The sequence below is a fragment of the Pseudomonas sp. TCU-HL1 genome (genome assembly GCF_001708505.1).
Lineage (GTDB): Bacteria > Pseudomonadota > Gammaproteobacteria > Pseudomonadales > Pseudomonadaceae > Metapseudomonas.
On sequence record NZ_CP015992.1, the window covers coordinates 4,409,056 to 4,433,256 of the forward strand.

Sequence of the window (24,201 nt, forward strand, 5' to 3'; positions counted from 1 at the left end):
TCATGTTCAATACCCAGCTTCCGACCCTCAACGAACTTCCCTCTTCGGTCCAACTGCTGCGCTCCACGGTGATCGCGCTGATCACCGCTGGTGCGCTGCTGGTCACCGTGGTCATGCCCTCGGAATACGCCATTGACCCCACCGGGGTCGGCCGCGTCCTGGGCTTGACCCAGATGGGTGAGATCAAGCTGCAACTGGCTGAAGAAGCCGTTGCCGACGAAGCAGCCGCCGCCAGCACCGAACGGGCACCTGCAGTCACGGCCCCGGCAGCGGTGGCTGTCGCCCCGGCGGCTCCGGCTCCCGAGCCTGCTCAAGCCAAACCCGCCGTGGTCGAGCCCCAGACTGCTACACCGACCGAACCGGCGCCCTCCAAACCAGAAGTCGCCGGGCAACAGCATGAAATGAGCATCACCCTGAAGCCGAACCAGGGGGCCGAGATCAAGCTGGAAATGAAGAAAGGGGCCAAGGTGAACTACCTCTGGACCGCCAACGGCAGCGTGGTGAACTACGATACCCACGGCGACCCATACGGCGCTCCGCGCGACTTCTACCATGGCTACGGCAAGGGCCGCGCTACCCCCGAAGACTCAGGCATGCTGGAAGCCGCCTTCGACGGCAAGCACGGCTGGTTCTGGCGCAACCGCACCAACAAGCCGGTTACCGTCACCCTGCGCACCCAAGGCGACTACATCAGCATCAAGCGGGTGATCTAAAAGCAAGACCGGCCCCGCAAGGGGCCGGTCTCTTTCTCACTGTCGCATCCGAGATCCTCAGTTCAAACAACATTACAACTGCGGGCCGGACGGCACAGGCGCCGCACAGGAAAAACCGAGCCGCCGAAAGAGTGTTGTTCGCCCGACATCTGGACAAAGTGACCGCAAAGGCCTCCCATGAGAAAGCCCTGGAGGACTGTCGCCAAGGCCTCAAGAGTCGGCGCTGCCCGCGAGTGCCACGCCGCGGGCAGTTCCATGCCTAGACAAAGGGCGTAGGTGCAGAATGCCGCTTCACCTGATGTCGATAGGAAAACGCCGGGTCTACATGGTCGATGGTACCCAGGATCTGCTCAGGTGAACCCAGTGCCGGCGCCATGGTCCAGCGCTCGTAGAGGTCGTTGCCGATACGCAGCATGCCGGAGTGCGAGTTCTTGTCCCGATCCACTTCGGGCTCCGGATCGTAGAAACCCAGGCTGAAACGCACCCGTTCAATGTCTGCTGGAACACCCGTCAGGAACAACCAGCCAGGCCCCACGCCGTGTCGCTCGGCATACGCCCGAAGGGTTTGCGGGGTATCCAGTTCGGGGGCCAGAGTGATGGAGTACAGGTGCACCTGTCGTCCAAGACGCGCTCCCAAAAGCCGCTGCACCTTCAGCAGGTTCGCAGTGGCGGTTGGGCAGATGCCGGCGCAGGAGGTGTACATCATGTTGATCGCCACAACCTTGCCGCGAATCAGATCATCGTAGAAACGCACGGACTTGCCGTACTGGTCGGTGAGCAGCACGTTGGGCAATTGGCTGGCGGTGCGGTTGGGACGATCCGTCCGCCCGCCGCTGGACGCGCCCAATCCGAGCGCCGCCCCTACTCCAACCACGCCCAGCAGGCCGGCACCTACCAACAGATTTCTTCTCGTGTTCATGAGGCGGCACTCCTAGGCATTTGGCTCTTCGTCGTCGTCCTGGTCGTCTTCAATGTCCCAGCGGACCATCATCGCGTGGTCCTCATGGATCACGTTGTGACAATGCATGACGTACTTGCCTGTGAAGTCTCGGAAGCGGAACAGCACGACCATCGTCATCGTCTGATCGAGCACGAAGACATCCTTGCGCCCTCGCTCGTGCGGCGGAATCGGGACTTCGACGTCATCGACCAGCTTCTTCAGAATGATCCCTTCCTCGAAGTGCGAGTGGATGGGGTGCGACCAGCCCCCTCCCGTACTGGCGAACTCCCAGATCTCCGCACCGCCCTGGCGAACTCGCGCCCGCGGTCGGTTGACATCCGCCAGTTGCCGATTGACCTGCCACAGCCCATTGCGCCGATCAAACTCCCACCGCCGCACAGGCAACGTCTCCAGCTCCTCGGGCGTCGGCAGGTCCGGCAACGGCCGGAGGAACCTCGGCACCTGGCTCAGGTCCTGTTCCGGCGGCTCTCGGTCGATGACCAGCTTCAGCACGCGGGTACCGGGGGCTCTGGAATCCCCGGGCTTGCGCGTGCTGTCCTGCCGCAGCCGATTGACCAGATAAAGCTCGGTGCCGAGCGAGTACTTGGCAAAGTCCACGACAATGTCGGCGCGCTCGGCCACGCCTAGCCGGACGTGGGTCTGATTGAGCAGCGCTTCGGGCAGCAGGTTGCCGTCGTTGGCGATATAGGTGAACCGCTGCACGCGGTTGCGCGCGTCCACCAGATAGAAGTCGTAGAAGCGGCTGGGGCCGCTGTTGAGCAGGCGCAAGCGGTATTTGCGTCGGGCTACCCGCAGCACCGGCTCGATCTTGCCGTTGACCACCACCTTGTCGCCCAGCACGCCTTCGGCGTGGAGCTGGTCGTAAAACAGCTGCCCGTCCGGCATCGGCGTGAAGCGGCGGTCGCCAAATGCCAATGGATAGTCGTAAGGATGGCTGGGCAGTCTCAAAGCACTGGGACGTGGATCGCGCTCATCGCCTGAATCGATGTGATCGAACAGCAGGTAGAAGCCGATCAGCCCGCGATAGACGTTGGGGGCGGTGTAGTCCAGGGTGTGGTCGTGATAGAACAGCGTGCCCAGAGCTTCGCGCTCGTCGCCAATGCCATTTTGCAACTGGTCGTAGCCGGCATAGATGTTGGGGTAGAAATGATCCTTGAACTGCCCACACCCCTGGTTCGGACCCGATCTGTCCAGGGTCGGTCCCGCCTCGTTGACACTGTAGAAGTCGCCGGGAAACCCATCGCTCTCCGAGGGAGTGTGGGCGTTGTGCAGGTGCGTGGATATCTCCGGCGTACCGAAGCCGACATGATCCTGGGGTAGATCGTTATGGATGCGACAGATCACCGGATGCCCATAGGTGGCGAAGATGGTTGCGGGAACGGTCGCATCAGCATTGCTTCCCCGATACGCCCAGACTTTCTGCCTGGGCAAATCGGGGTGAGTCACCCACTCCGTATTCTGTACGACACGAAGCTCGTACAACTCGGGAGCCCCTAGCACACCGGTCAATTCCTCGTAGCGCTGGTGCGCATCGCGCCCCGCTTCACCTGCCTCGATGTTGGGCTCGAGGGTCGGCGCAGGATTGAATGCCTCGGTATGCGCCACCGGGACGATGACCGGCGGCAGCGCTTCCATCCAGGGGCGGGTAGCCGGGCTGGGCGGAAAGATCGGTTGCGGCGTGGTAACCCATTCGACTGCTTGACCAGGCTGGCTTGCAGGGAGCCACGGAGCCGCCAGGCTAGTTGCTGATAACTTGAGAAAAGTTCTCCGTGTGGTGTCGCTATTGTTCTGCTGTCTCGAAAAATTGCCCTTGCTGGTTCGCATTTGGTCGTTCCATCACCCCATCCTCAACGCACGCCCTCTCTTTCCGCCCTAGCCACGGTTTGTTGAATATCCTCTCCCCGGCGCCAAATCTGACTACTGCATGATCGCTTCTTGTTGAGCGAATGATGTCGCTTCCTTCATTAAAAGCAGCTTTTCCGGAGCTAGAGAGCCGTTTGTCTGGCAATGCGCCATACAGCAATATCCAGCAACAAATCAACGAGTTATAGAAAAATAAATGACAGAGAAATTAAATAGTCAATTTAATGACGAGCCATTATCCCAGCTAATGGCCCTGAAAAATTTTCGGAAGACGAGAGAGCAAACACACGACTTCGGTGTCTGAAATTGCACTTGGCCAGCACCATCGAAATGAACCTGATGGCGGCCGTTCAGAAGCGATATCAGCCGAGGTTATGACATGAAAGTCGGTTCACTCGTGGGGGCGTTGATGCTGATTACCGCCGCTAGCGGAGCAGGCAGTGTTTTGGCGGATCATCAGTGGGATCGCGATGAGGACTGGGAGGACGAATACCGAGACGGGCCGTGCCGGGTCAAGGAAGTCTCCGATGACGGCGAGTACAAGAAGGAGATCAAGTGCCCGGATGGTAGGGGCAAGACCTGGAGGCGCGGCGAGTGGAAACGCGAGTTCTGGGATGGCCCGTGCCGCGTCAAGATCGAAGCCAAGCGCGATGAGTACAAGGAAGAGGTGAAATGCGAGGGGCAAGATGACGACTAGCCGAGCGGGAAGCAGTAACCGACGTCGTTGCAGGAGTCGGCACTCCAACCTGGCAGGACACATGGAAAATCCATGAAAGCCACGAAAACAATGGCGTCCCAGAGTGGGTTCGAACCACCAACCTTCCCCTTAGGAGGGCCATTTACAGCCCTACCTGCACTAGCCATCCTCAGAAAAACCAAGCTCTAGAGCCCTGTTCTACCCAACCGGATAAAACGATATAGTTCTTTTTGCACCCACAATGCACCCACGAGGGAACGGTGAAAGAGAAACTGACGATCCGGCGACTCGCATCCCTTGAGGTCACAGGGACGGAGTACGAGATTCACGATACTACGGTACCGGGCTTGTTCGTCCGCGTGACCAAGGCAGGTGCCAAGTCGTTCCTAGTGACCTGGGGTCGAGCCAGGAAGAAGACCCTTGGCCGCGTGGGCATCATGACCCTCGATCAGGCGCGCGAAGAAGCCCTCCTCTACCTAAATGAGGCCCGAAAGCATGGTGAGCCTCTGGCGATTACCCAAGGGCGCACGGCGGCGACCTCTCCTACCCTGCACAACTTTGTAGAAAATACCTACCTGCCGTGGTTCAAGGCCCACCACCGCGGCCACGACAAGACCGCTCACACCTTGTCGACCAGCTTTGAACCGATATTGGCCCTGCGCCTGGCGGAGATCACTGGCCGCGAGCTGGAACAGATCCGAACCAACTGGCTCAGCTCTGGTAACAAACCCGCCACCGCCAATCGCAAGATGGGAACCATCAGCGGTGTCTTCAGCCGAGCCGTGGACTGGGGTTATCTGGAATCCTCGCCACTAGATAAGGTGAAGGCCCTGAAAGTCGACGCCAAGGGACGCATCCGCTACCTGTCCAAGGATGAAACCAAGGCGCTCAAAGACGCTTTGGACAGGCGGGAGGAACGGATGCGGGCCGAGCGCACGAGTGCCAACCAATGGCGTTCAGAGCGCAAGATGAAGCTACTGCCGGACCTGCATGCAGTCGCCTTCACCGACCACCTCAAGCCCATGGTCGTTCTCACCCTGAACACCGGACTGCGTCGCGGAGAACTGTTCAACCTGCGCTGGCAAGACGTGAACCTGCAGGGGAAGAACATCACTGTCGCCGCCGAAGGAACCAAGACGGCGGAGACGCGGCACATCCCGCTGAATACCGAAGCCCTGGCCACGCTGAAGGCGTGGAAGAAACAGGGCGACGGCACCGGCTATACCTTCCCCGGTCAGGATGGCGAGCGTATCACAGACGTGAAAACAGCCTGGTTGGAGTTGCTCAAAAATGCCGGGATCGACGATTTCCGCTGGCATGATTTGCGACACGACTTCGCGTCACGCTTGGTGATGGCCGGAGTTCCGCTGAACACCGTTCGCGAACTGCTGGGGCACAGCGACATCAAGATGACGCTTCGCTATGCGCATCTGGCGCCGGAAAGCAAAGCAGCGGCAGTGGAATTGATCTAGTGATGGACTGGACCGACATTAAGCAATATCCCTTTAAGATCAAGGTCTTACAAACAGCAAATTCATTGCTTTAGCAAAATTCAAGCAACTCCTGGATTCGCACAGTCAGGTTCGGTGAGATTGGCCTTGGCGAGGAAGAGTGATGAGCTGGAACGTCCGATCCCCCGCGGCTATTCCCACGTTCCAGCCCTGAACAGCGCTCGGCAAAACCCGACACTCCTCGCGCGAGTGCCGGGCGTGCCACTGCTGTAGACGACAGCCGTCGACGGCTAATCCAAAATTGACCTCGAGGCTGCCATGGCCGGATGGGTACCAAAGATCTCGTCGATTGCGTCGGCCACATCGAAACCGCTGCGGACCAATTCGGTGAATCTGAGCATCACATTGGCGCCCACATCGTGGGACAAGGCCGCCGCCATAAAACGGCGTACCGGTTGAGCGAGCCTGGCCTCAACCTCGCTGGCAGGCGCCCGGAGCGCGTCCCGCAGGGAAAACACAGCCATCACATCTGAGCCGAGCGAGTCCTCATCCAAGCCGAAGAGTTCGTAAAAGAGCTGCCCCAACGTACCGGCAGGCTGACGTTCCGGCCGATCCCACTGTTTAACCGGCTTCATGTCTTTCCGGATCGACTCCAAATGCCGCCGAAGCTTGCCCGGAAGCGTCGTTGCTGCTCTACGTTTGTTGTAATACTCACGACTGGCCAGACTGGATGCATCCTTGATCACTTTCCACGCCAGCGACCAGACCTGCGAAATGCTGTAAGTCCCCAACGCTACCCTGATGATGCTTTTTATTTCGCCCTCATCTTCCGCTGAGATGCTCAGACCATACACATCACACTGGCCAAAGAAGTAACACATGCAATCAGCCACCGCATAATCCAACCAAAGCTGCAGCAGGCTGGAATGATCGCCATAAGTTCTTCCCAGCAATTTCTTAAGAGCATCTTCCCCTGCCCCTACTCCCCCATCAGGGACTAAAAAGAAAGTGGCAAGGCTGTTTTTCAACCGCAGCTCTTCATTCCTCAAGAAATAAGCGCCCGGCGGCGACCTGCCAGGATCATCAAGAATCACGCCCGCCTGCCAAAGCTGATCGATAAAATTATCCACGTAGTACGGCGAAAGGCCGCGGCAGTCACCACGTGTGAACGTGCCGTTGCTCAAGCGCGGTTCGATCGCTCGGCCCAAGGCCCGCAACAGTAATGCTATTTCATCGGAAATGGCCCCATAGTCAACGGTCCAGGACGCCACTGCCGCAGTACGTTTTCGCAATTGGCTTTGAAGCTCGGCTTCCATTTCGGCCTGCGCCGCACGCTTAACTTCGTCGAGCGCATACTGACAAGCCGCACACGGCTTGGTCGCTATCAGGGGAAACTTTTTCGTCTCTGAACGGTTGTTGATGACGATACCTTCTCCACACTGCGGGCAGCGATGATTTTCATCTACGGCCTGACAGTGTTGCCTGACAAAGCCGGCTAACACGGCGCTTTTGGTTATATTTCGAAACGGCAAGAGCGCATTGACCTTTTCGACGAATCCACCAATTTCATCCTGCGCCCAGTACCGCTCAATCAGCCGGACCTCTTCGGGATCGGCGGATGAAATTTTCAGTTTGATTGCCACGTCTTACCCAACTCTCCGGCCCGGACGATAAATGTTCAGTTTCATTATTGGAGCGGCCAGTCATTCCAAGGCAGCGCCAATGAACATCCCTGAACCACCTGAGTGACTGTGGCACTCCTACCTAATGACGCGTGAGCACGGCTTATTGCCTGTGGCGAACCACTCGCGGGGCCACAGGCTGCTGCGAGAGAGGCAACAACTCGCCAAAACCATTGGACGTCAGCCGGCATCGCCCCGCGCAGCCGTTCATTGCGCAACTAACCTCTTCTTGATTGCCGCCGATGCGGACTGGCTCCAAGCGATGAGTGCCTCCCGAGCTTTCGCTCGCGACACGGACTGCTCGATTGCACCAATCGAACAAAGCATCTCGACAAGATCAAGGTCAGAAGGAGTCGACTTGGTCCACGTTACCCCCGCGCTCCTCAGATGGTCTTTAGCCAGCCGGCGGGCTACTGCGTCTGCACGGGACGAAAGTCCCTTGCCCTTCTTCGCCGATGCAACGCCCGCGTAGCGTTCTGCAGCCGAATCAGTTATCCAGTGTTTCTGGGATAACCGCAGCTTGTGAAGAATCCTCAAGCCGAACTTCCCCTGCGCCGAGGTCAGGGTGAAGTCCTTGTCGGCCTCAACCGCCGCCAGCATGTCATACACAAAGTACATTTCCCGGGGGCTCACCATCTGTGTCCAGGGAAATGCTCCATCCTTGCTCTTCACAAGCTGCTGAAATTGTGCAATCACCGGGCTATGGGTGGCCGAGGTAAAAACCCGGTCACCTGACTTCTTCTTCGCCATTCTTGCTCACATTGACTCGCCGTTCTGGCGGCAGATATTGGGGGGCATCAGGCGCAGTGAGCTGTCACTGCGCGTCATCCATGGCTGTCTTGGGGGGCGGGCCCGCCTTCAGGGCTCCACTGGTAAGGACTTCGATCTGGTACTGACGTGCCCACGGGACCTCCTCGCCCCACTGGGTAACGGCGCTCGGCTGAATGTGCAGCGCCTCCGCCAGTTTTTTCTTACTGCCGAAGTAGTCGGCGGCATCTTGAGTGCGCATGGAGAGCTCCTCTGGGATACAACGGAATTTCAGCACACTTAAATAAAGCCTGCAAGAGAAGGGATGACTAATTCAGCACGCTTAAATTAAGCTCGCTTAATCTATGGACATGCAGCAGAACGAACGAATCAGCCGGGCCATTCAGCTCTCAGGCAAGCGGAAGCGAGAGATTGCCGACGAGTGCGGAGTCGCCCCATCCGCGATTACTCAGTGGATAAATGGCGAGACCAAAGCCCTGAAAGCGGAAAGCGTGTTTGCGCTGGCCAAGGCAACCGGCTTCCGCGCTGAGTGGCTAGCGAATGGGACCGGGCCAGAGCGAGAAGACGAACCCTCAGCAGCATCACCTGGGCCATCTAGCGATTCGATGCAGGTAAGGACAGGAAGCGTTCCAGTTGTGGGCAAGGCCATGCTCAGCCCGGAAGGCTACTTCGAGGATGTGGGGTACCCCGTCGAGTGCAACATGGGTTTCCTGAACATCGACAGCTCGGATCTGGAAGCCTACGGGCTGATGGTTGTAGGCAATAGCATGAATCCCAGGATCAAGAATAACGAGTTCGTCTTGGTCGAGCCCAGCAAGGACTATGTCGCCGGCGATGAAGTCCTAGTGAAAACCACCAAGGGCCGGGCCATGATCAAGGAGTTCATATACTACCGCGATGGACAGTACCGATTCGACAGCGTCAACACCGACTGTGAGCCGATCTTTATCCGTGAAGATGAAGTGGTCGCAGTGCAGTACGTTGGCGCAATCGTGAAGAGCTCTCGATTCATCCCAGCAACATAAGCGCAGCGGCCAGGGAAGCGAGTACCTGAAGACCTAGGGAGTGTGTTGGGACTACCGCGGAGAAGACATATGCTCGCTCCACTAGGTCATGCGGTGTACTGGGCCATGAACGCCGCGATGATGGTCTTAATCGACCGCCGCCCCACCTAGATCACCTACCTGAAAAAGTAATACGAGGGTGCCATCAACTCGCCCCCCTAGATGTCCCAAGGTCCTCAAGAAAGAGAAGAACTTCTTCTAAACGCGCGTGATCGAGTAGCAAAGCGGCGCGCTGAGCTGGCGTAGTTTTTCAACAAACACTGAAACTTTTTCACTGAATGTTGAAACGGATGCACCGAGAAGGTGCAGAACCGCTGCCCTGGGGAGGGCAGCGGCGCCAGCCATCCAAGGCTGGCTGTAGCAACAGGGCAAGGCCATTAGCCCCAAAGGAACTGGGGTAGAAGGGAGTAAACAAAAGGGCCGGCGAGCAATGCTCACCGGCCCTTTTTCATTGCTGGGTAGTTCCGCTTTGGGCCGATTCTGTTGAAAAAGTAGCTGCCACTCCATGCCGCCGGCAAAATCACGCCGTCAGCGAGCATGGGGGCAGGCAGCATGATGGGACGGTTACCGGGTGGGCAGCAGCGCCTGTTTTACTCGTTCAATCTGGAAGACCACGTCCCGCCCCAACACCTCCTGCGCAGCATCGACCAGTGCCTGGATCTCAGCGACCTGCGGGCCCACCTGGCCGACTTCTATAGCCCCATCGGGCGCCCGTCGATTGATCCGGAGTTGATGGTGCGCATGCTGGTCGTCGGTTACTGCTACGGCATCCGTTCCGAGCAGCGCTATGCGAGCATTAGCTCTTAGCTACCTGTCCACCAGCTCCGGGACAGACCACACATCCAGGGCTAACCTGAGTGTATTCCTCTCGGACCAAGCTCAATGACTTCCCCTCGCAACGCCCCTCGCGCAGATAGGGCTTCCATGGTAACTGAGGCAGGCTGCAGTCTTCGGGAGCTGGAGCGACTAAACCGGACGCTCAAGACCCTTAGTGCAGGTAATCGTATGCTCCTGCGCTGCTCAGATGAGCAAGAGTTACTGAACGGAATGTGCCGAGTGATAGTGGTAAAAGGCCATTATCGCTACGCCGGTGTTTGGTATTCGCTAAACGACGATGGCTATTCCCTAGTCCATATGGCGTATGCACTCAGCTCTACACATAGCCATCAGGAGGCTGATTTTTTTAGAAGCATTTCGCTTTCGTGGGCTAATTCAGAAGAGGGAGGTGCCGCAGCTATCGCTGTTATTACAGGTAAAGCCTGTGTCGGCCGTAATCTTCTCACCGACCCTGACCACGCTAAATGGCGCGAAGACATGGTTCGCCTTGGCTATGGATCGGTTACTGCCTTTCCATTACGGGTAGGTTCAGTTGTCGTAGGCTCTCTGTGCATTACTGCTACCGAGCCTGACGCATTTAATGAGTCTGAAGTTTCTCTTTTAGGTGAACTGGCTGATGATTTGACGTTTGGAATAGAAAATCTACGCATACGCGCAAAGCATCAGGCTGCAGAGGAAAGAATTCATCAAATAGCTTACTACGACTCACTTACTGGACTACCTAATCGAGAGATGTTTTATACAAAAGCCAAGTCAGTCATTACAGAACTCAGAGAGCAACACCGTCCGCTAGCAGTACTGCTTCTTAAGGCCGAAAATCATCACGAAATCAACGACACCCTTGGATACCTACAGGGCGACAAATTACTACAAGAGATTGCGAGCCTACTCTGCGCAACAATTCTCTCCAGCGGAGTTATTTTTCGCGCAGGCGAGGCCGAATTCGCAATTCTTTATGCAAATGCAGACGCAGACGCTGCTGTCCAAATGGCGCAAAGACTGAGTTCTTTATTTCATGGTGCGACTGACTCTTCTGGGCTAAACCACTATGCAAGGATGACGATAGGAGTTGCGTTATTCCCCGGCCATGGTGTTGAGCCGGACACATTATTTAGGCATGCACGGGCTGCCATGTCTGAGGCGAGGCGTACAGGACGCGACTTTTTGGTATTCGCTCCTAGCCTTGAAGAGGCGTGCACCAACCGACTATTACTGACGGCGGATTTGCGCGATGCGATCAAACTCGACCAGTTAATTCTCCATTGCCAGCCTCAGCTCAGCTTAATCTCCTCGCATATATGTGGCGCCGAGGCACTATTGCGTTGGCGGCATCCGGTTCGAAATATGGTGCCTCCCAGTGAGTTTGTAGCGCTTGCCGAATTTACCGGACTAATTACTCCGCTAACATTTTGGGTTCTTGAAGCTGCATTTAGACAACGCTTTGCGTGGAATGAATCAGGCTTAAACGTGCCTTTATCCATAAATCTTTCGGCACAAGACTTACGCGATGCTAGGCTAGTCACCAAGATCGAAGGGCTGATCGCGACTTGGGGGGCGGCGTCGAATTGGATTCAGTTTGAGGTTACTGAAAGTGCGCTCATGGAAGACCCAGCAAGTGCATTAGAAACACTGCGAAAATTGAAAGATGCCGGGATTCAACTAGCTATCGATGATTTTGGAATTGGCTATTCCAGCTTGAGCTATCTCCAGAACCTACCGGTAGATGCAATCAAGATCGATCAGTCCTTCGTTAAGCAAATAACCGAGCACCCAAAGCCAGCTGCCATTGTTCACTCTACAATTGAGCTAGCTCACAGATTAAATTTAAAGGTAGTTGCTGAGGGAATTGAAAACCAGGAGGTCCTGGGGCGCCTAATGGAGATGGGATGTGATATAGCTCAAGGATATCTGATAGGAGCGCCAATGCCGACAGAAGATTTTGTAGATTGGCTGCAGTGCTCTAGCTGGAAGTTATTGGAGAAGTGAGTCCCCAGTCGCTTATATCTGACACGGTCTACCCACCAAAACTAGTGCGCCATGAAATGCCGCGTGCGCCTCAAGAAATACCGCGCCTACAGAGGTGAAGTAGGCCAGGTAGCGCCGAATTTGCTGGAGCGAAAATTCGATGCCAAGCGACCGAACCAGAAGTTGGTAACCGATGTGACGGAGTTTAAAGTCGGAGGCGAAAATCTTTACCTTTCACCGATACGTGACCTCTACAACGGCGAAATCATTGCCTACGAAACATCCAGGCGTCCTCTGTTCGACATGGTCGATGCGATTCTACGGAAAGCATTTTCGCGGCTACGGCCGCGAGACAAACTGATCTTGCATTCCGATCAGGGATGGCAGTATCGGATGCCCATCTACCGTCGCGTCCGTAACGAACATGCAGTGAAACCAAGCATCTCCGCAAAGGTAACTGCTATGACATTGCGGCTATGGAAAGCTTTTTCGGCACGTTGAAATCCGAATTCTTTTACCTGAGCAAATTCAACAGCCCCAATGAGCTTGAAGCAGGGCCGCGGGACTACATCCACTACTACAATCATTCGCGCATCAGGCTGAAACAAAGCGGCCTGAGCCCTGTTGAATACAGGACTCCAGCCGCCGGGCCCGCTTACCTATGTTCAGCGATTAGGAAGCGCAATCTTGGGAGCGACCTCTTTAGCGATCAACTCTAGAGACTGAAACCAGGGCGCAGGATCATCATAGTAATCATGTGCTTCTACCTGCAGCGTACCCCAACCACCTGTTGCCTCAAAAAGCGCATTGATCTTCTCCTTCACGGTATCGGGCGAACCGACCAAAAAGACGCGATCCACCAGGAACTCGAGATCAGCATCAGCCGGATCAATACCTGCATCCTTGGCATAGCCGTCCATCATGCCAAAACGACGCCAGATCGGGATCAGGTAGTGCTGGAAGCAGTAGCCGATCGGCCCCTCCATGACCAAGCGCTTGGCTTCCTTGTCAGTTTCAGCACAAAATACGGTGTGGGATACCGCATGACGCGAACGGTCCGGGGAATGGCCCGCTTGAATGGCTGCTTCGGAATAGACTTCCCAGTGTTTCTTCAGCGCATCTAGACCAGAGAAGATCGAAACCGGCTTGAAGTTGCGCTCACCTGCCAAACGCATGGACGGCGAGTTGTAGCTGAAACCGGTCACCGCAATCTCAGGTGCCTTGCTCCCCCAAGGGCTGAAATCAGCCAACTTATGCTGCTCATCACCCTCTGCGCCTTCAATCTCTTCCGGATAACCCGCGTCCCAGTACTTACCTTCATAGAAGAATGGCTCACGCTTCCAGATCTTCTCCATGATGTACAGGGACTCTCGCACCATGTCGTTCAGGTTCTTGGTTTCGTCCCCACCGTCAGCCGTGTTGGACTGACCGGCGTTGCGAATTCCGTGCATGTAGGAGGCCTGCGGATAGGCGCCAGCACCAATACCGAGGAAATAGCGGCCTTCCAGAATCTGTGACAACCAGCCGATCATGGTCGCCAGCTTGGCCGGATGCTGATGCGGCAGCAGGTGGGCCATGGGCGCGAACTTGATGTTCTTGGTTTGCAGGGCTGCCGCGGCGATTAACAGTTCAGGGTTGGGAATGTTTTCCCAGATCTGCGAGGCGTGCTCGGAGATCATCATCGAATCGATACCGACGCTGTCCGCCTGCACGGCACTCTGGATGCCCCAATCAAAGGTTTGCTTGGCTGTCCGACCAGGACGCATGTAGGGATGAAAGATCAAACCAGTTTCCATTGCCATGATTGTTATCTCCTCTAGATGGGTAATAGGCAAGGGAGGCATTAGCCTGTGTCTGCGGGCAGATGCCAGCAGTGGTGAATATAACGGCGTTATAGAGATCGGTCAACCCATGCGTTGATAGATTTTTGATGCTTGTCATCCCGACATTCGCTAAGCTGGAGCCCTGTCGCTCCTAGAATGTGCTTGGTGCCAAATGCCGCACGAGCAGGGGGAGAGCCCTCAAGATGCCTTTTATCCACAAGGATTGACCCAAATCGGCTCAGGGAGCCTATTGAATTTTATGAACAGGTTGGTCAGATGAAATCGATGGCTTCTCGCAGCATGAAGGATCGCGGCAGCGACACTCTCGAGGTAAAGAAGCGCTTGCTGCAGGTAGCTCGGCACCTACTGAGTACCGAGGGACGTGAGGGAGCAAGCTCACGCGCAATCTGCGCCCTTGCAGGGGTCGGCGCACCAACGATCTATCATTACTTCGGCGATCTGACAGGACTGCACCGGGCTGCCATTGATGAAACCTATGAACAAGTGGCTGAAGCCTATCAACAGGGAGCGAAAGAGCGCGGCCCCCAACAAGGATTGAGAAACGGCTGGGGCGCTTTTAATCACTTTGCTCATCAAGAGCCACTTATGTGCAGGATAGTTATCCAACAAATCCTAGCTGGCGAGCCACCTGCCACCGTTGCGGAAACGCTACGCACGGTAGAGAGCGACCTATCGCGACTATATGACGAAGGCGTCCTGAACTGCCCCGCTCATGAAGCAGTCCAGTTGCTTTGGATAGGCACGTTGGGCACCGCTTGTTTTACATCGAGCAAAAGAAATGACGAGCAGGAAAGGTATCCAGCATTACAAGAAAGGATGGTGGGTATAGTACTTAACGCTTTGTTTTCAAATGAAGACTAATCGATTTTTATTTTTATGAACTAGGGATGTCCTGAATTACCCCAACCTTTCCAGCCTGATAGCTCAGTTGCCTCAAAAACAGTTTACGCAGCAGGCGGCAGCACTAACTGCCTCGAGTTCCGTCCCATACGTTGGCTCGGCTTGGGGCACTTTCCATTACTGACGAACCACTCCTGCTGGTGGCCAGCAAATGTCGGCGAGCGATCAATAAGCGCGACAGGGCTAGGTTCTGTACGAAAAGTAATGCCGTAGGCATCGCAGCGTGCAAGCCAGTGTGACCATCGCGCCCGAACTGCTGGCCAACTTGTCGTAGCGGGTGCCGATTCTCCGGCTCTCTTTCAGCCAGCCAACATTCGCTCGATGATGTTCCGCTGTCGGTGCTTCGGACGGTCAAACTGCCGCCCCACCTGGCTTGGGCTCGCGCTTGATGGTGCGCTGCGGCATCACCGGCTGCATGCGGTAGCGATCACAGTAGAGACGTAGGTGTTCGGCATCGTAGCTCTTGTCGGCCAGTAACCAGCGGCAGCGTTTACGAGGCCGCCCCGGTTTTCCGGGGATGCATACCTGCTCCAACAGAGGCTGAGCATGTGAAATGTCGCTGGCTTGCCCCCGGTGACAGCATGAAACGCCGAGGAACACCATTGGCATCGCAGATCAGGTGAATCTTGGTGGTCAGGCCGCCTCGGCTGCGTCCCAAGGCATGGTCTAGCGGTTCTTCCGGCCCCCCTTTTTCCCGGCGCCGGAGGAGGCTCGGGTTGCACGCACCACGGTGGAGTCGATCATCCAGGTGTCCAGGTCAATCAGGCCTTCCTGATTCAGCCGGACGTGCAATCGCTCAAGTACCTGATCGAACGTGCCGTCGTCTCGCCAGTCGCGAAAACGCTGATACACCGTCGCCCCAGGGCCGAAACGTTCCGGCAGATCCCGCCAGGCTGCCCCAGAGCACAGGATCCAGAAGATGCCATTGAGCACCAGTCGATTATCACTGCGCGGTCGCCCCATCTTCTGCTCCGGGAAACCAGATCCTGGATCAACTCCCAATGCCGCATCGGGGAGTTCGTAGCGCCTTGCCATGCGGGCCTCCAGCCAATCATGGCGGCGATTCTACCTGCACCGACTTTTCGTACAGAACCTAACAGCATCACCAACTGCGTCATACTCTTAGGCAGGCCACAGAAGCACACCTCGCCATACAGCAATTTATCGATCTGAGTAACCTCCGCGGCATTGGCCACCGTGACCACCTCACTGTGCGCCAATCCCGATTCATCGCCGGCGCCAATTTTCACTTTCGCGCCGAAGCATTACTGGTTGCCCTTCATCGCCTGGTTCATTACCGCCTCGATTTAGCCGGTGGCGGATCGTTCACCGGGCGATGCTTGCAACTGACTCAGACCGCAATCAACTTGCCCCACAGACCGGCAGGCCCAAACAGCTAAGCCACTCCCTGCCCAATGCGACGCAATGGCCCTAACGGCTGCCTGCTTCGTCGCACATCCAGCCCTGCAAACGATCGGAGACTCACATCACCTAGAGCTTCGACCTGCCCCATATCAACACATTCGTTGACCGGAAAGGAACCTCGATGCTAGTGTGCTAGACGAGGATTACGCACGTCTCCGTCGTCGCAAGGTTTTTCAACGGAATAGTGAGTGAGCCTGCCCGATCCGGCTTTCCGGCGGCACCGCTGGAAAATCGCTATAGGCACCATTCTTGGAACCAATACGTCAATTGGCCATGGTCGAATTCGAATGCAGACAATCGAATAATAGTAAGGATTGCATCACTTTGAATCACGAACAGGTTTCAATAGAAACACGCGATGGCAGGTGCCAGGCGCACATCTTCACGCCAGAGGGTCAGGGACCCTGGCCCTCCGTGATCTTCTGCATGGATGGCTTTGGCATCCGTCCCACATTGTTCCAAATGGCCGAACGGCTCGCACAACGCGGCTATGTCGTGTTACTGCCTGACCTGTTTTATCGAGCCGGCCCCTATGGGCCATTGGCACCTGCAGAGATATTCAGAAGCAGCGATGTCATGGGCGCAATTGGTCATCTCCTCGCCTCAACCGACAATCACAAGGCGGCACGGGATGCACAGGCATTCATAGACTACTTGGATACCCGCACCGATGTTTCTAGTCCCAATATTGGGACAATCGGATATTGCATGGGCGGTGGCATTGCTCTCTCCATTGCGGGCACCTATCCGGATCGAATTTTGGCTGTAGCGAGCTTCCATGGAGGCAATCTTGCTACGGATGCTGACACCAGCCCCCACTTACTGGCGCCATTGATCAAGGCGCGAGCCTATGTCGCCGGCGCCGATAGAGACGACTACTACTCACCACAAATGGCCAAGCGTCTAGAGAAAGCCCTGTTAGAGGCCGGCGTCGATCACCGATGTGAAATCTATGCTGAGGCCCTACACGGCTTCGCCGTAGCTGACTTTCAAGAGTTCAACGAAGAAGCTGCCGAGCGCCATTGGCGTGAGCTGTTTGACCTGCTTGACACGACACTCATTCGTTAATGGACTCAAAGCAATAATCTCTTATTTGTAGACGAGGGGCGACTCCCCTTAACTGCCATCTGCATTATCGAAACCAGAAGTAACCAGCTCCAAATAATTATTGAGAGGAGTCAAGAAATAAAAGACCACACCTCCCAAGAGAAGTATTTGACCAATAATTTTACAACATTACGGCCACGAACAACCAACCCCGAAATATTATTACCCAACCTACACAATTGTAGCTTTAGCTAAATCTTTAGTTCCGCCTACCCCATTGCAACGGGCGCTAACATGCTGATCTCTAAAAGTCGCCGAGCTACTATTGAATGCTTGATGCATCTAATTGATGCGCTGGAAGGACGCTCCCAATCCAACGCACCAGAAGAGGATGTAGCTGCACCCCCCCTAGTTAAGCGCGCTTACCGCGCATGGCGCGAACATTTTCAAGCTCAAGATCATCAGCAGAAACAACAGATTGCCCTCACCAACCAGATAGCTTCGTTAACTCAGCAGCAGGCCGCTACCACGACCGAACGATTGCATGTCGAACAACGCCTTGAACTGGTCAGCCTAGCCAGCAGCGAAGGGTTTTGGGATCTGCTGGTAAAAAATGGAGACCCTGTGAATGCAAATAACACCCTTTGGTGCTCAACACAGTTTCGCTCATTACTTGGGCTAGATGACGAAAAAGATCTCTCTATACAACTCGACACTTGGATTCAGCGTATACATCCTGACGACTGGGAATCGACTACGGATGCATTGACCCGATATCTGAAAGATAGACGATACGACGTCACACTTCGTATTGAATACCGACTGCGTAACGGTAGAGGTGACTATGTCAAAGTTGAGGTAAATGCCAGGACTTGGTGTGACGCTAAAGGTGTACTGATACGCATGGCCGGTACTATACGTGACGTACACGTACAGCACGAACGTGATTGCGAACTGGGGCGGACGCTTGAGCGATTCGAGATTGCCAGGGAGATAATCAGCGACGGCCTCTGGGATATGGAGGTGATAGGTGGCAACCCACTAAATTCTCACAATCCCCTGTGGTGGTCGCAGCAATTCCTTCAGATGCTCGGCTTCGAAGAGCCAAAAGAATTTCCCAATGTTCTCGAAAGCTGGGCTTCTCGCATCCATCCAGACGACAGACAAAGTGTTTCTGAGTTGTTTGGCGCACACATAAACGACAGCAGCGGTTGCACCCCGTTTGAGGCGACTTACCGGATAAAGTTAAAAAACGGCGAGTATCGCTGGTTCAGCACCCGCTGCAAGACACGACGAAATACTGAAGGAAAGCCGCTCCGGATAGCGGGGGCGTTGGTAGACATGCACTCTCAGCGCCAAGAGGAACAACTACGTGAGGAGCGGGAAATGCAAAGACAGCTCATAGAACGAAACCTAAGTAAACTTACCGAGATTGTTGGTGCCATCCAAGCCATCGCTAGCCGAACAAATTTACTCGCTCTCAACGCGGCAATTGAGGCCGCACGCGCTGGTGAGGCTGGACGGGGTTTTGCAGTAGTTGCCGATGAAATCCGCAAACTTGCCACACAAACAAGTGAGGCCACTCACCAGGCGGCCGAAATGCTTGCCACGCAGAATAATGATCAAAACTCTTCTTACCGATAATACATGCCGGAACGTACCAATAAAACCCTCACCACAAGCCACCCAGGCATCACAGCGGCACTAGTGACTTGGTTAGCTCCTAAATTACTCGCCCCATAGAATAAATTACCTGGATAAGTTTTATCTCACGCAGCCAGGCGACGGAAGTGCGCACATCAGCCCCAACACCAAAATCTTCCAGAATCTGGTTATGTAACCTAAAAATATTCTCGCCACATCTGCTGCAACCTTCAACCTAAGCACGCCACATGCCTAGGGATAGCACCGACCCACCCAACTGACACCTTCAGACGGGGTATTTTTTAATGCACATCGCACAGGTTTTTTTGCTTGTTACATGCTAGATGCCTGCATCCATATACTCGAGGCAGCTAGCTCATCGATGAACGACATATCGGCCACACAAAACAACAAGAGAACCAGCCATGAGAGACGTTGCTCTCAAGAAAGCCCAAGGTAATCCCAAGCATTACCGCAGCGCCGGACCTTCCAGGTTGGAGGGCACGACTATTGAATGGCACGACTTCTTTCTCTACAGCACCGCCGCCGCCCTAGCCTTCAACAAGCTATTCCTTCCTTTGCAAGTCACCTTGACTGCCTTCACCGTCTACGCAGAGGGGGTCGCCGGTCATCTGACGAGCACGATTGCCTCCATTCATGAAGAACGGTTGCTAGCTTGGGGTTGGCGGCTGCCATTTCTGACCAAGATCACTCTACGCATTTTCGGCCGGCTGCACCGAGCAAGCGTCGCTAAGTCTCCGGACCTTAGAAAACTCAAACGACATAGTCTTCGTTCGCAAGTGCCGCCGATTGCCGTAGTTCATAGCTATACGCAAAACGACGACTTACCAGCCTGCTCGAATTCACCACTCCCCTTTACCTCATCCCCTCACTACTTAGTACACGACAGTCAAACCTGGCTGTACGAGCGATCGCTCAACCTCTTTATAAACCACCCACAGGAACATACACATGGGCGCTTCAATTCCTAAAGTAAAACTCTTAATCAACGGTGAATTCGTCGAATCCAAGACCAGTCAATGGCGCGACGTGGTCAACCCGGCTACCCAGGAAGTCCTGGCCCGCGTCCCCTTCGCCACCCAAGACGAGATGGACGCTGCCGTCGCCGCCGCCCAGGCAGCCTTTAAGACCTGGCGCAAGACCCCGATCGGCGCCCGTGCCCGCATCTTCCTCAAGTACCAGCAACTGATCCGCGAGAACATCAAGGAACTGGCCGCGCTGCTCACCGCCGAGCAGGGCAAGACCCTGCCGGACGCCGAAGGCGACGTGTTCCGTGGCCTGGAAGTAGTGGAGCATGCCGCCAACATCGGCACCCTGCAGATGGGCGAGCTGGCCAACAACGTGGCCAATGGCGTGGACACCTACACCCTGCTGCAACCGATCGGCGTCTGCGCCGGCATCACCCCGTTCAACTTCCCGGCGATGATTCCGCTGTGGATGTTCCCCATGGCCATCGCCTGCGGCAACACCTTCGTCCTCAAGCCCTCCGAGCAGGACCCGCTGGTGACCATGCGTCTGGTTGAGCTGGCCCTGGAAGCCGGTATCCCGAAAGGCGTGCTGAACGTGATCCACGGTGGCGTCGACGCAGTGAACCTGCTCTGCGACCACCCGGACATCAAGGCCGTGTCCTTCGTCGGCTCCACCAAGGTGGGCACCCACGTCTACAACCGCGCCACCCTGAACGGCAAGCGTGCGCAGTGCATGATGGGCGCCAAGAACCACGCCATCGTCCTGCCCGACGCCCACAAGCAGCAGACCCTCAACAACCTGCTGGGCGCCTCCTTCGGTGCCGCCGGCCAGCGCTGCATGGCCCTGCCGGTGGTGATCCTGGTGGGCGAGGCCCAGGCCTGGCTGCCGGAGCTGGTGGAAAAGGCCAAGACCCTGAAGGTCAACGCCGGCGTCGAGCCGGGCACCGATATCGGCCCGGTGGTCTCCTGCGCCGCACTGGATCGCATCAGCGGCCTGATCGCCACCGGCATCGAGGAAGGCGCCAGGCTGGAACTGGACGGCCGCAACCCGAGCGTGCCCGGCTACCAGGACGGCAACTTCGTCGGCCCGACTGTCTTCTCCGGCGTGACCACCGAAATGACCATCTACCGCGAAGAGATCTTTGGTCCGGTGCTCTGCGTGGTGAACGCAGCCACCCTGGACGAGGCCATCGCCTTCATCAACGCCAACCCGAACGGCAACGGCACCGCCCTCTTCACCCGCTCCGGCGCCGCCGCGCGGCACTTCCAGGAAGAGATCGATGTCGGCCAAGTCGGCATCAACGTGCCGATCCCGGTGCCGGTGCCGCTGTTCTCTTTCAGCGGTTCGCGCGCCTCCAAGCTGGGCGACCTCGGCCCGTACGGCAAGCAAGTGGTGCTGTTCTACACCCAGACCAAGACCATCACCCAGCGCTGGTTCGACGAGAACGATGTCGGCGGGGCAGTGAACACCACCATCACCCTCAAGTGAGGCATCAGGGGCGGGCTATGCACCGCCCCTGATTCAGGAGACCTCTAGATGGCATACGAATCTCTACTTGTTGAAGTCCACGGCCGCGTTGGCGTGATCACCCTCAACCGTCCCAAGGCGCTCAATGCGTTAAACGTCCAGTTGATCGACGAAATCAACCGGGCACTCGACGGTCTGGATCGAGATCCCAACATCGGTTGCATGGTGATTACCGGTTCTTCCAAGGCCTTCGCTGCCGGAGCGGACATCAAGGAAATGGTCGACATGGCCTATCCGCAAGTCCTCCTTGATGACTTCTTCTCTGCAGCAGATCGCATTGCAGCCCGGCGCAAACCCCTGATCGCAGCAGTCGCCGGTTATGCACTGGGTGGCGGCTGCGAGTTGGCGCTGATGTGCGACCTCATTTATGCCGCTGACAATGCTCGTTTTGCCCTGCCAGAAATCACTCTTGGTGTGTTGCCCGGGATCGGCGGAACCCAACGCTTGGCTCGTGCCATTGGCAAAGCCAAAGCCATGGACATGTGCCTGAGCGGTCGGCAAATGGATGCCCTGGAGGCAGAGCGCACCGGCTTGGTTGCACGTGTACTACCGGTCGACCTCCTCCTCGAGGAAACGCTTAAAAGCGCTGCAGCCATTGCAGAAAAATCTCTGCCGGCGGCCATGTTGATCAAGGAGTCGGTTAATCGCGCCTTCGAAGGTAGCTTGGCGGAAGGTATCCGGTTCGAGCGCCGAGTATTCCACTCCACTTTTGCCAACGCCGATCAGAAGGAAGGCATGAGTGCCTTCGTCGAAAAGCGCGCTCCCAGTTTTATTCACCGCTGACTTTTCCGGCCCTACCTCAAGAGGACGCCAACATGCACATCGGATTCCTTGGCCTCGGCAACATGGGCGGCCCCATGGCCCGCAACCTGCTCAAGGCCGGCCACACCCTCACCGTGTTCGATCCCTCGCCCCTGGCCACCGCCGCCCTGGTGGAACTGGGCGCCCGCGTGGCCAGCAGCCCGGCGGAAGTCGCCCGCGGCGGTGCCGCGGCGATCATCACCATGCTGCCCACCGCGGCCCACGTGAAGCAGGTCTACCTGGGCCAGGATGGCCTTCTGGCCAATATTGGCCAAGGCGTACTACTGATCGACAGCTCCACCATCGACCCGCTGAGCGCCCGCGAAGTCGCCCAGGCCGCCGCCGCCCAGGGCAATCCCATGCTCGACGCACCGGTCTCCGGTGGCACCGGCGGCGCAGCGGCAGGCACCCTGACCTTCATGGTCGGCGGCACCGCCAGCGCCTTCGACCAGGCGCAACCGCTACTCGCCGCCATGGGCAAGAACATCGTCCACTGTGGCGACACCGGCAACGGCCAGGTGGCCAAGATCGCCAACAACATGCTGCTGGGCATTTCCATGGTCGGCGTCGCCGAAGCTATGGCCCTGGGCGTCTCCCTCGGGATGGACGCCAAAGTGCTGGCCGGCATCATCAACACCTCCAGCGGCCGCTGCTGGAGCTCGGAGATCAACAACCCCTTCCCCGGCGTGCTGGAGAATGCACCGGCCTCCCGCGGCTACAGCGGCGGCTTCGGTACCGACCTGATGCTCAAGGACCTGGGCCTGGCCACCGAGGCCGCCCGCCACGCGAAACAGCCGGTGGTGCTGGGCGCAGCGGCCCAGCAGCTCTACCAGACCTTCAGCCTGCAGGGACATGGCGGCCTGGACTTCTCCGCGATCATCAACCTGCTCCGTCGGGAAGCTTGAGCATGAGCGAGCACGAGGCACCGGTCCTGGCCAGCGTGCGCAACCGCGTCGGCCACCTCACCCTCAACCGCCCGGCCGGGCTGAACGCCCTGACCCTGCCCATGGTGCGCCTGCTCCATCGGCACCTCTGGGCCTGGGAACTGGACCCGGACATAGTCGCCGTGGTGATCCGCGGCGCCGGCGAGAAGGCCTTCTGTGCCGGTGGTGACATCCGCATGCTCTACGAGAGCCATGCGGCCGGCGACAACCAGCACGAGCTGTTCCTTGAAGAGGAATATGCCCTGGACGAATACCTGCACGGTTACGCCAAGCCGGTGCTGGCACTGATGGACGGTTTCGTCCTCGGCGGCGGCATGGGCCTGGCCCAGTCCGCCTCGCTGCGGGTCATCACCGAACGCACGCGGATGGGCATGCCGGAAGTCGGCATCGGCTTCTTCCCGGATGTCGGCGGCAGCTACTTCCTGCCGCGCCTGCCCGGTGAACTGGGCGTCTACCTGGGCGTCACCGGCCACCATGTGCGCGCCGCCGACGCGCTCTATGCCGGGCTGGCCGACTACTGCCTGCCCAGTGAACGCCTTGCCGAGCTGGACCGGGCGCTGGACAGCCTGAACTGGAGCTACGCCCCTCGGGAGAACCTCCACCAGTTGCTGGCTGGCCTTGCCACCGAGCGTATTCCGGGTTCGGAGCTGAAGGCTTATCGCCAAGTTATCGACGAAATCTTTTCACTGCCCAATCTCCAGGAGATCCGCACTGCATTGCAGTCCGACAGCCGGCCCGACGTACAAGATTGGGCAGAGGAAACGATTCGCCTCCTCAACAAAAATTCCCCACTCGCCATGGCGGTAACCCTCGAGCTTCTGCGCTGCGGCCGACGTCTTAATCTGGCTGACTGTTTCGATCTTGAGCTGCATCTGGACCGCCAGTGGTTCGACAAGGGCGACCTGATGGAGGGCATCCGTGCCCTGATCATCGACAAGGACAAGAACCCACGCTGGAACCCGCCGAACCTTGAGGAGTTACAGGACGAACAGGTGAAAGCCTTTTTTGCAGGCTTCCATACCCGTCGCACCTCTGCAATAGCTGCTGAACGGCCAGTAACTCAATAGCGCCAGGCACG

The 24,201-nt window shown here is 56.9% G+C and carries 18 protein-coding genes and 5 pseudogenes; 16 read left to right on the plus strand and 7 right to left on the minus strand.

Annotated features, from left to right (window positions below; all coding sequences use genetic code 11):
- Nucleotides 1–2 precede the first annotated feature (2 nt).
- Nucleotides 3–713, plus strand: a complete 711-nt coding sequence (locus tag THL1_RS20355) for a transmembrane anchor protein (RefSeq protein WP_069084929.1) — start codon at nucleotides 3–5, stop codon at nucleotides 711–713.
- Nucleotides 714–972: 259 nt separating this feature from the next.
- Here the strand turns inward: THL1_RS20355 and THL1_RS20360 are convergent, their stop codons facing one another.
- Both THL1_RS20360 and THL1_RS20365 read right to left on the minus strand, forming a co-directional pair.
- A complete protein-coding gene (locus THL1_RS20360) occupies nucleotides 973–1,632 on the minus strand; it encodes an SCO family protein (RefSeq protein WP_069084930.1) in 660 nt (219 codons plus the stop codon).
- Nucleotides 1,633–1,644: 12 nt separating this feature from the next.
- The gene (locus THL1_RS20365; RefSeq protein WP_069084931.1) at nucleotides 1,645–3,498 is read right to left on the minus strand and encodes a multicopper oxidase family protein; all 1,854 of its coding nucleotides are present in this window, start codon (nucleotides 3,496–3,498) and stop codon (nucleotides 1,645–1,647) included.
- A 418-nt stretch (nucleotides 3,499–3,916) separates the two neighbouring features.
- Between THL1_RS20365 and THL1_RS20370 the strand changes: the two genes are divergently transcribed.
- Both THL1_RS20370 and THL1_RS20375 read left to right on the plus strand, forming a co-directional pair.
- On the plus strand, nucleotides 3,917–4,234 hold the full coding sequence (locus tag THL1_RS20370; RefSeq protein ID WP_069084932.1) for a hypothetical protein: 318 nt from the start codon (nucleotides 3,917–3,919) through the stop codon (nucleotides 4,232–4,234).
- A gap of 260 nt (nucleotides 4,235–4,494) precedes the next feature.
- Complete coding sequence (locus THL1_RS20375; protein ID WP_069084933.1) at nucleotides 4,495–5,706, plus strand: site-specific integrase; 1,212 nt, start codon at nucleotides 4,495–4,497, stop codon at nucleotides 5,704–5,706.
- Nucleotides 5,707–5,975: 269 nt separating this feature from the next.
- Here the strand turns inward: THL1_RS20375 and THL1_RS20380 are convergent, their stop codons facing one another.
- The 3 genes from THL1_RS20380 to THL1_RS20390 all read right to left on the minus strand — a co-directional run bounded on the left by THL1_RS20380 (nucleotide 5,976) and on the right by THL1_RS20390 (nucleotide 8,376).
- A complete protein-coding gene (locus tag THL1_RS20380; RefSeq protein ID WP_069084934.1) occupies nucleotides 5,976–7,328 on the minus strand; it encodes a hypothetical protein in 1,353 nt (450 codons plus the stop codon).
- 246 nt (nucleotides 7,329–7,574) lie between these two features.
- The gene (locus THL1_RS20385; RefSeq protein WP_069084935.1) at nucleotides 7,575–8,117 is read right to left on the minus strand and encodes a hypothetical protein; all 543 of its coding nucleotides are present in this window, start codon (nucleotides 8,115–8,117) and stop codon (nucleotides 7,575–7,577) included.
- 64 nt (nucleotides 8,118–8,181) lie between these two features.
- Nucleotides 8,182–8,376 carry a Cro/CI family transcriptional regulator gene (locus tag THL1_RS20390; RefSeq protein WP_069084936.1) on the minus strand — a complete coding sequence of 65 codons (195 nt, stop codon included), beginning with the start codon at nucleotides 8,374–8,376 and terminating at the stop codon, nucleotides 8,182–8,184.
- A gap of 109 nt (nucleotides 8,377–8,485) precedes the next feature.
- Between THL1_RS20390 and THL1_RS20395 the strand changes: the two genes are divergently transcribed.
- The 4 genes and pseudogenes from THL1_RS20395 to THL1_RS20410 all read left to right on the plus strand — a co-directional run.
- On the plus strand, nucleotides 8,486–9,160 hold the full coding sequence (locus tag THL1_RS20395; RefSeq protein ID WP_069086579.1) for a LexA family transcriptional regulator: 675 nt from the start codon (nucleotides 8,486–8,488) through the stop codon (nucleotides 9,158–9,160).
- Between the two features lie 591 nt (nucleotides 9,161–9,751).
- Nucleotides 9,752–9,985, plus strand: a pseudogene (locus THL1_RS20400) (transposase); the annotation flags it as partial.
- 219 nt (nucleotides 9,986–10,204) lie between these two features.
- Complete coding sequence (locus tag THL1_RS20405) at nucleotides 10,205–12,022, plus strand: putative bifunctional diguanylate cyclase/phosphodiesterase (RefSeq protein WP_145928351.1); 1,818 nt, start codon at nucleotides 10,205–10,207, stop codon at nucleotides 12,020–12,022.
- Nucleotides 12,023–12,073: 51 nt separating this feature from the next.
- Nucleotides 12,074–12,639, plus strand: a pseudogene (locus THL1_RS20410) (IS3 family transposase); the annotation flags it as partial.
- A 27-nt stretch (nucleotides 12,640–12,666) separates the two neighbouring features.
- On the opposite strand, the gene THL1_RS20415 reads toward THL1_RS20410, so the two are convergent.
- A complete protein-coding gene (locus THL1_RS20415; RefSeq protein ID WP_069084939.1) occupies nucleotides 12,667–13,803 on the minus strand; it encodes an LLM class flavin-dependent oxidoreductase in 1,137 nt (378 codons plus the stop codon).
- Nucleotides 13,804–14,100: 297 nt separating this feature from the next.
- Between THL1_RS20415 and THL1_RS20420 the strand changes: the two genes are divergently transcribed.
- Entirely contained in the window at nucleotides 14,101–14,706 is a 606-nt protein-coding gene (locus tag THL1_RS20420) for a TetR/AcrR family transcriptional regulator (protein ID WP_069084940.1), read from the plus strand.
- Between the two features lie 222 nt (nucleotides 14,707–14,928).
- On the opposite strand, the pseudogene THL1_RS29185 reads toward THL1_RS20420, so the two are convergent.
- Nucleotides 14,929–15,780 (minus strand): annotated as a pseudogene (locus THL1_RS29185) (IS5 family transposase).
- Between the two features lie 714 nt (nucleotides 15,781–16,494).
- On the opposite strand from THL1_RS29185, the gene THL1_RS20430 reads away from it, so the two are divergent.
- The 8 genes and pseudogenes from THL1_RS20430 to THL1_RS20455 all read left to right on the plus strand — a co-directional run bounded on the left by THL1_RS20430 (nucleotide 16,495) and on the right by THL1_RS20455 (nucleotide 24,190).
- Nucleotides 16,495–17,238, plus strand: a complete 744-nt coding sequence (locus tag THL1_RS20430; RefSeq protein WP_069086580.1) for a dienelactone hydrolase family protein — start codon at nucleotides 16,495–16,497, stop codon at nucleotides 17,236–17,238.
- A 315-nt stretch (nucleotides 17,239–17,553) separates the two neighbouring features.
- Nucleotides 17,554–18,549 (plus strand): annotated as a pseudogene (locus THL1_RS29190) (PAS domain-containing protein); the annotation flags it as partial.
- Between the two features lie 99 nt (nucleotides 18,550–18,648).
- Nucleotides 18,649–18,790 (plus strand): annotated as a pseudogene (locus THL1_RS31445) (methyl-accepting chemotaxis protein); the annotation flags it as partial.
- Nucleotides 18,791–19,286: 496 nt separating this feature from the next.
- Nucleotides 19,287–19,853, plus strand: coding sequence for an MHS family MFS transporter (locus tag THL1_RS29830; protein ID WP_145928352.1), 567 nt, complete (start codon nucleotides 19,287–19,289; stop codon nucleotides 19,851–19,853).
- Nucleotides 19,834–21,339 (plus strand): CoA-acylating methylmalonate-semialdehyde dehydrogenase, encoded by a 1,506-nt coding sequence (locus tag THL1_RS20440; protein WP_069084943.1) that lies wholly within the window; start codon nucleotides 19,834–19,836, stop codon nucleotides 21,337–21,339. Before THL1_RS29830 ends, THL1_RS20440 begins: the two co-directional genes overlap by 20 nt.
- Before the next feature lie 48 nt (nucleotides 21,340–21,387).
- Complete coding sequence (locus THL1_RS20445) at nucleotides 21,388–22,161, plus strand: enoyl-CoA hydratase (protein ID WP_069084944.1); 774 nt, start codon at nucleotides 21,388–21,390, stop codon at nucleotides 22,159–22,161.
- A 32-nt stretch (nucleotides 22,162–22,193) separates the two neighbouring features.
- Nucleotides 22,194–23,084 carry a 3-hydroxyisobutyrate dehydrogenase gene (mmsB, locus tag THL1_RS20450; protein ID WP_069084945.1) on the plus strand — a complete coding sequence of 297 codons (891 nt, stop codon included), beginning with the start codon at nucleotides 22,194–22,196 and terminating at the stop codon, nucleotides 23,082–23,084.
- A 2-nt stretch (nucleotides 23,085–23,086) separates the two neighbouring features.
- The gene (locus THL1_RS20455) at nucleotides 23,087–24,190 is read left to right on the plus strand and encodes an enoyl-CoA hydratase/isomerase family protein (RefSeq protein ID WP_069084946.1); all 1,104 of its coding nucleotides are present in this window, start codon (nucleotides 23,087–23,089) and stop codon (nucleotides 24,188–24,190) included.
- Nucleotides 24,191–24,201 lie beyond the last annotated feature (11 nt).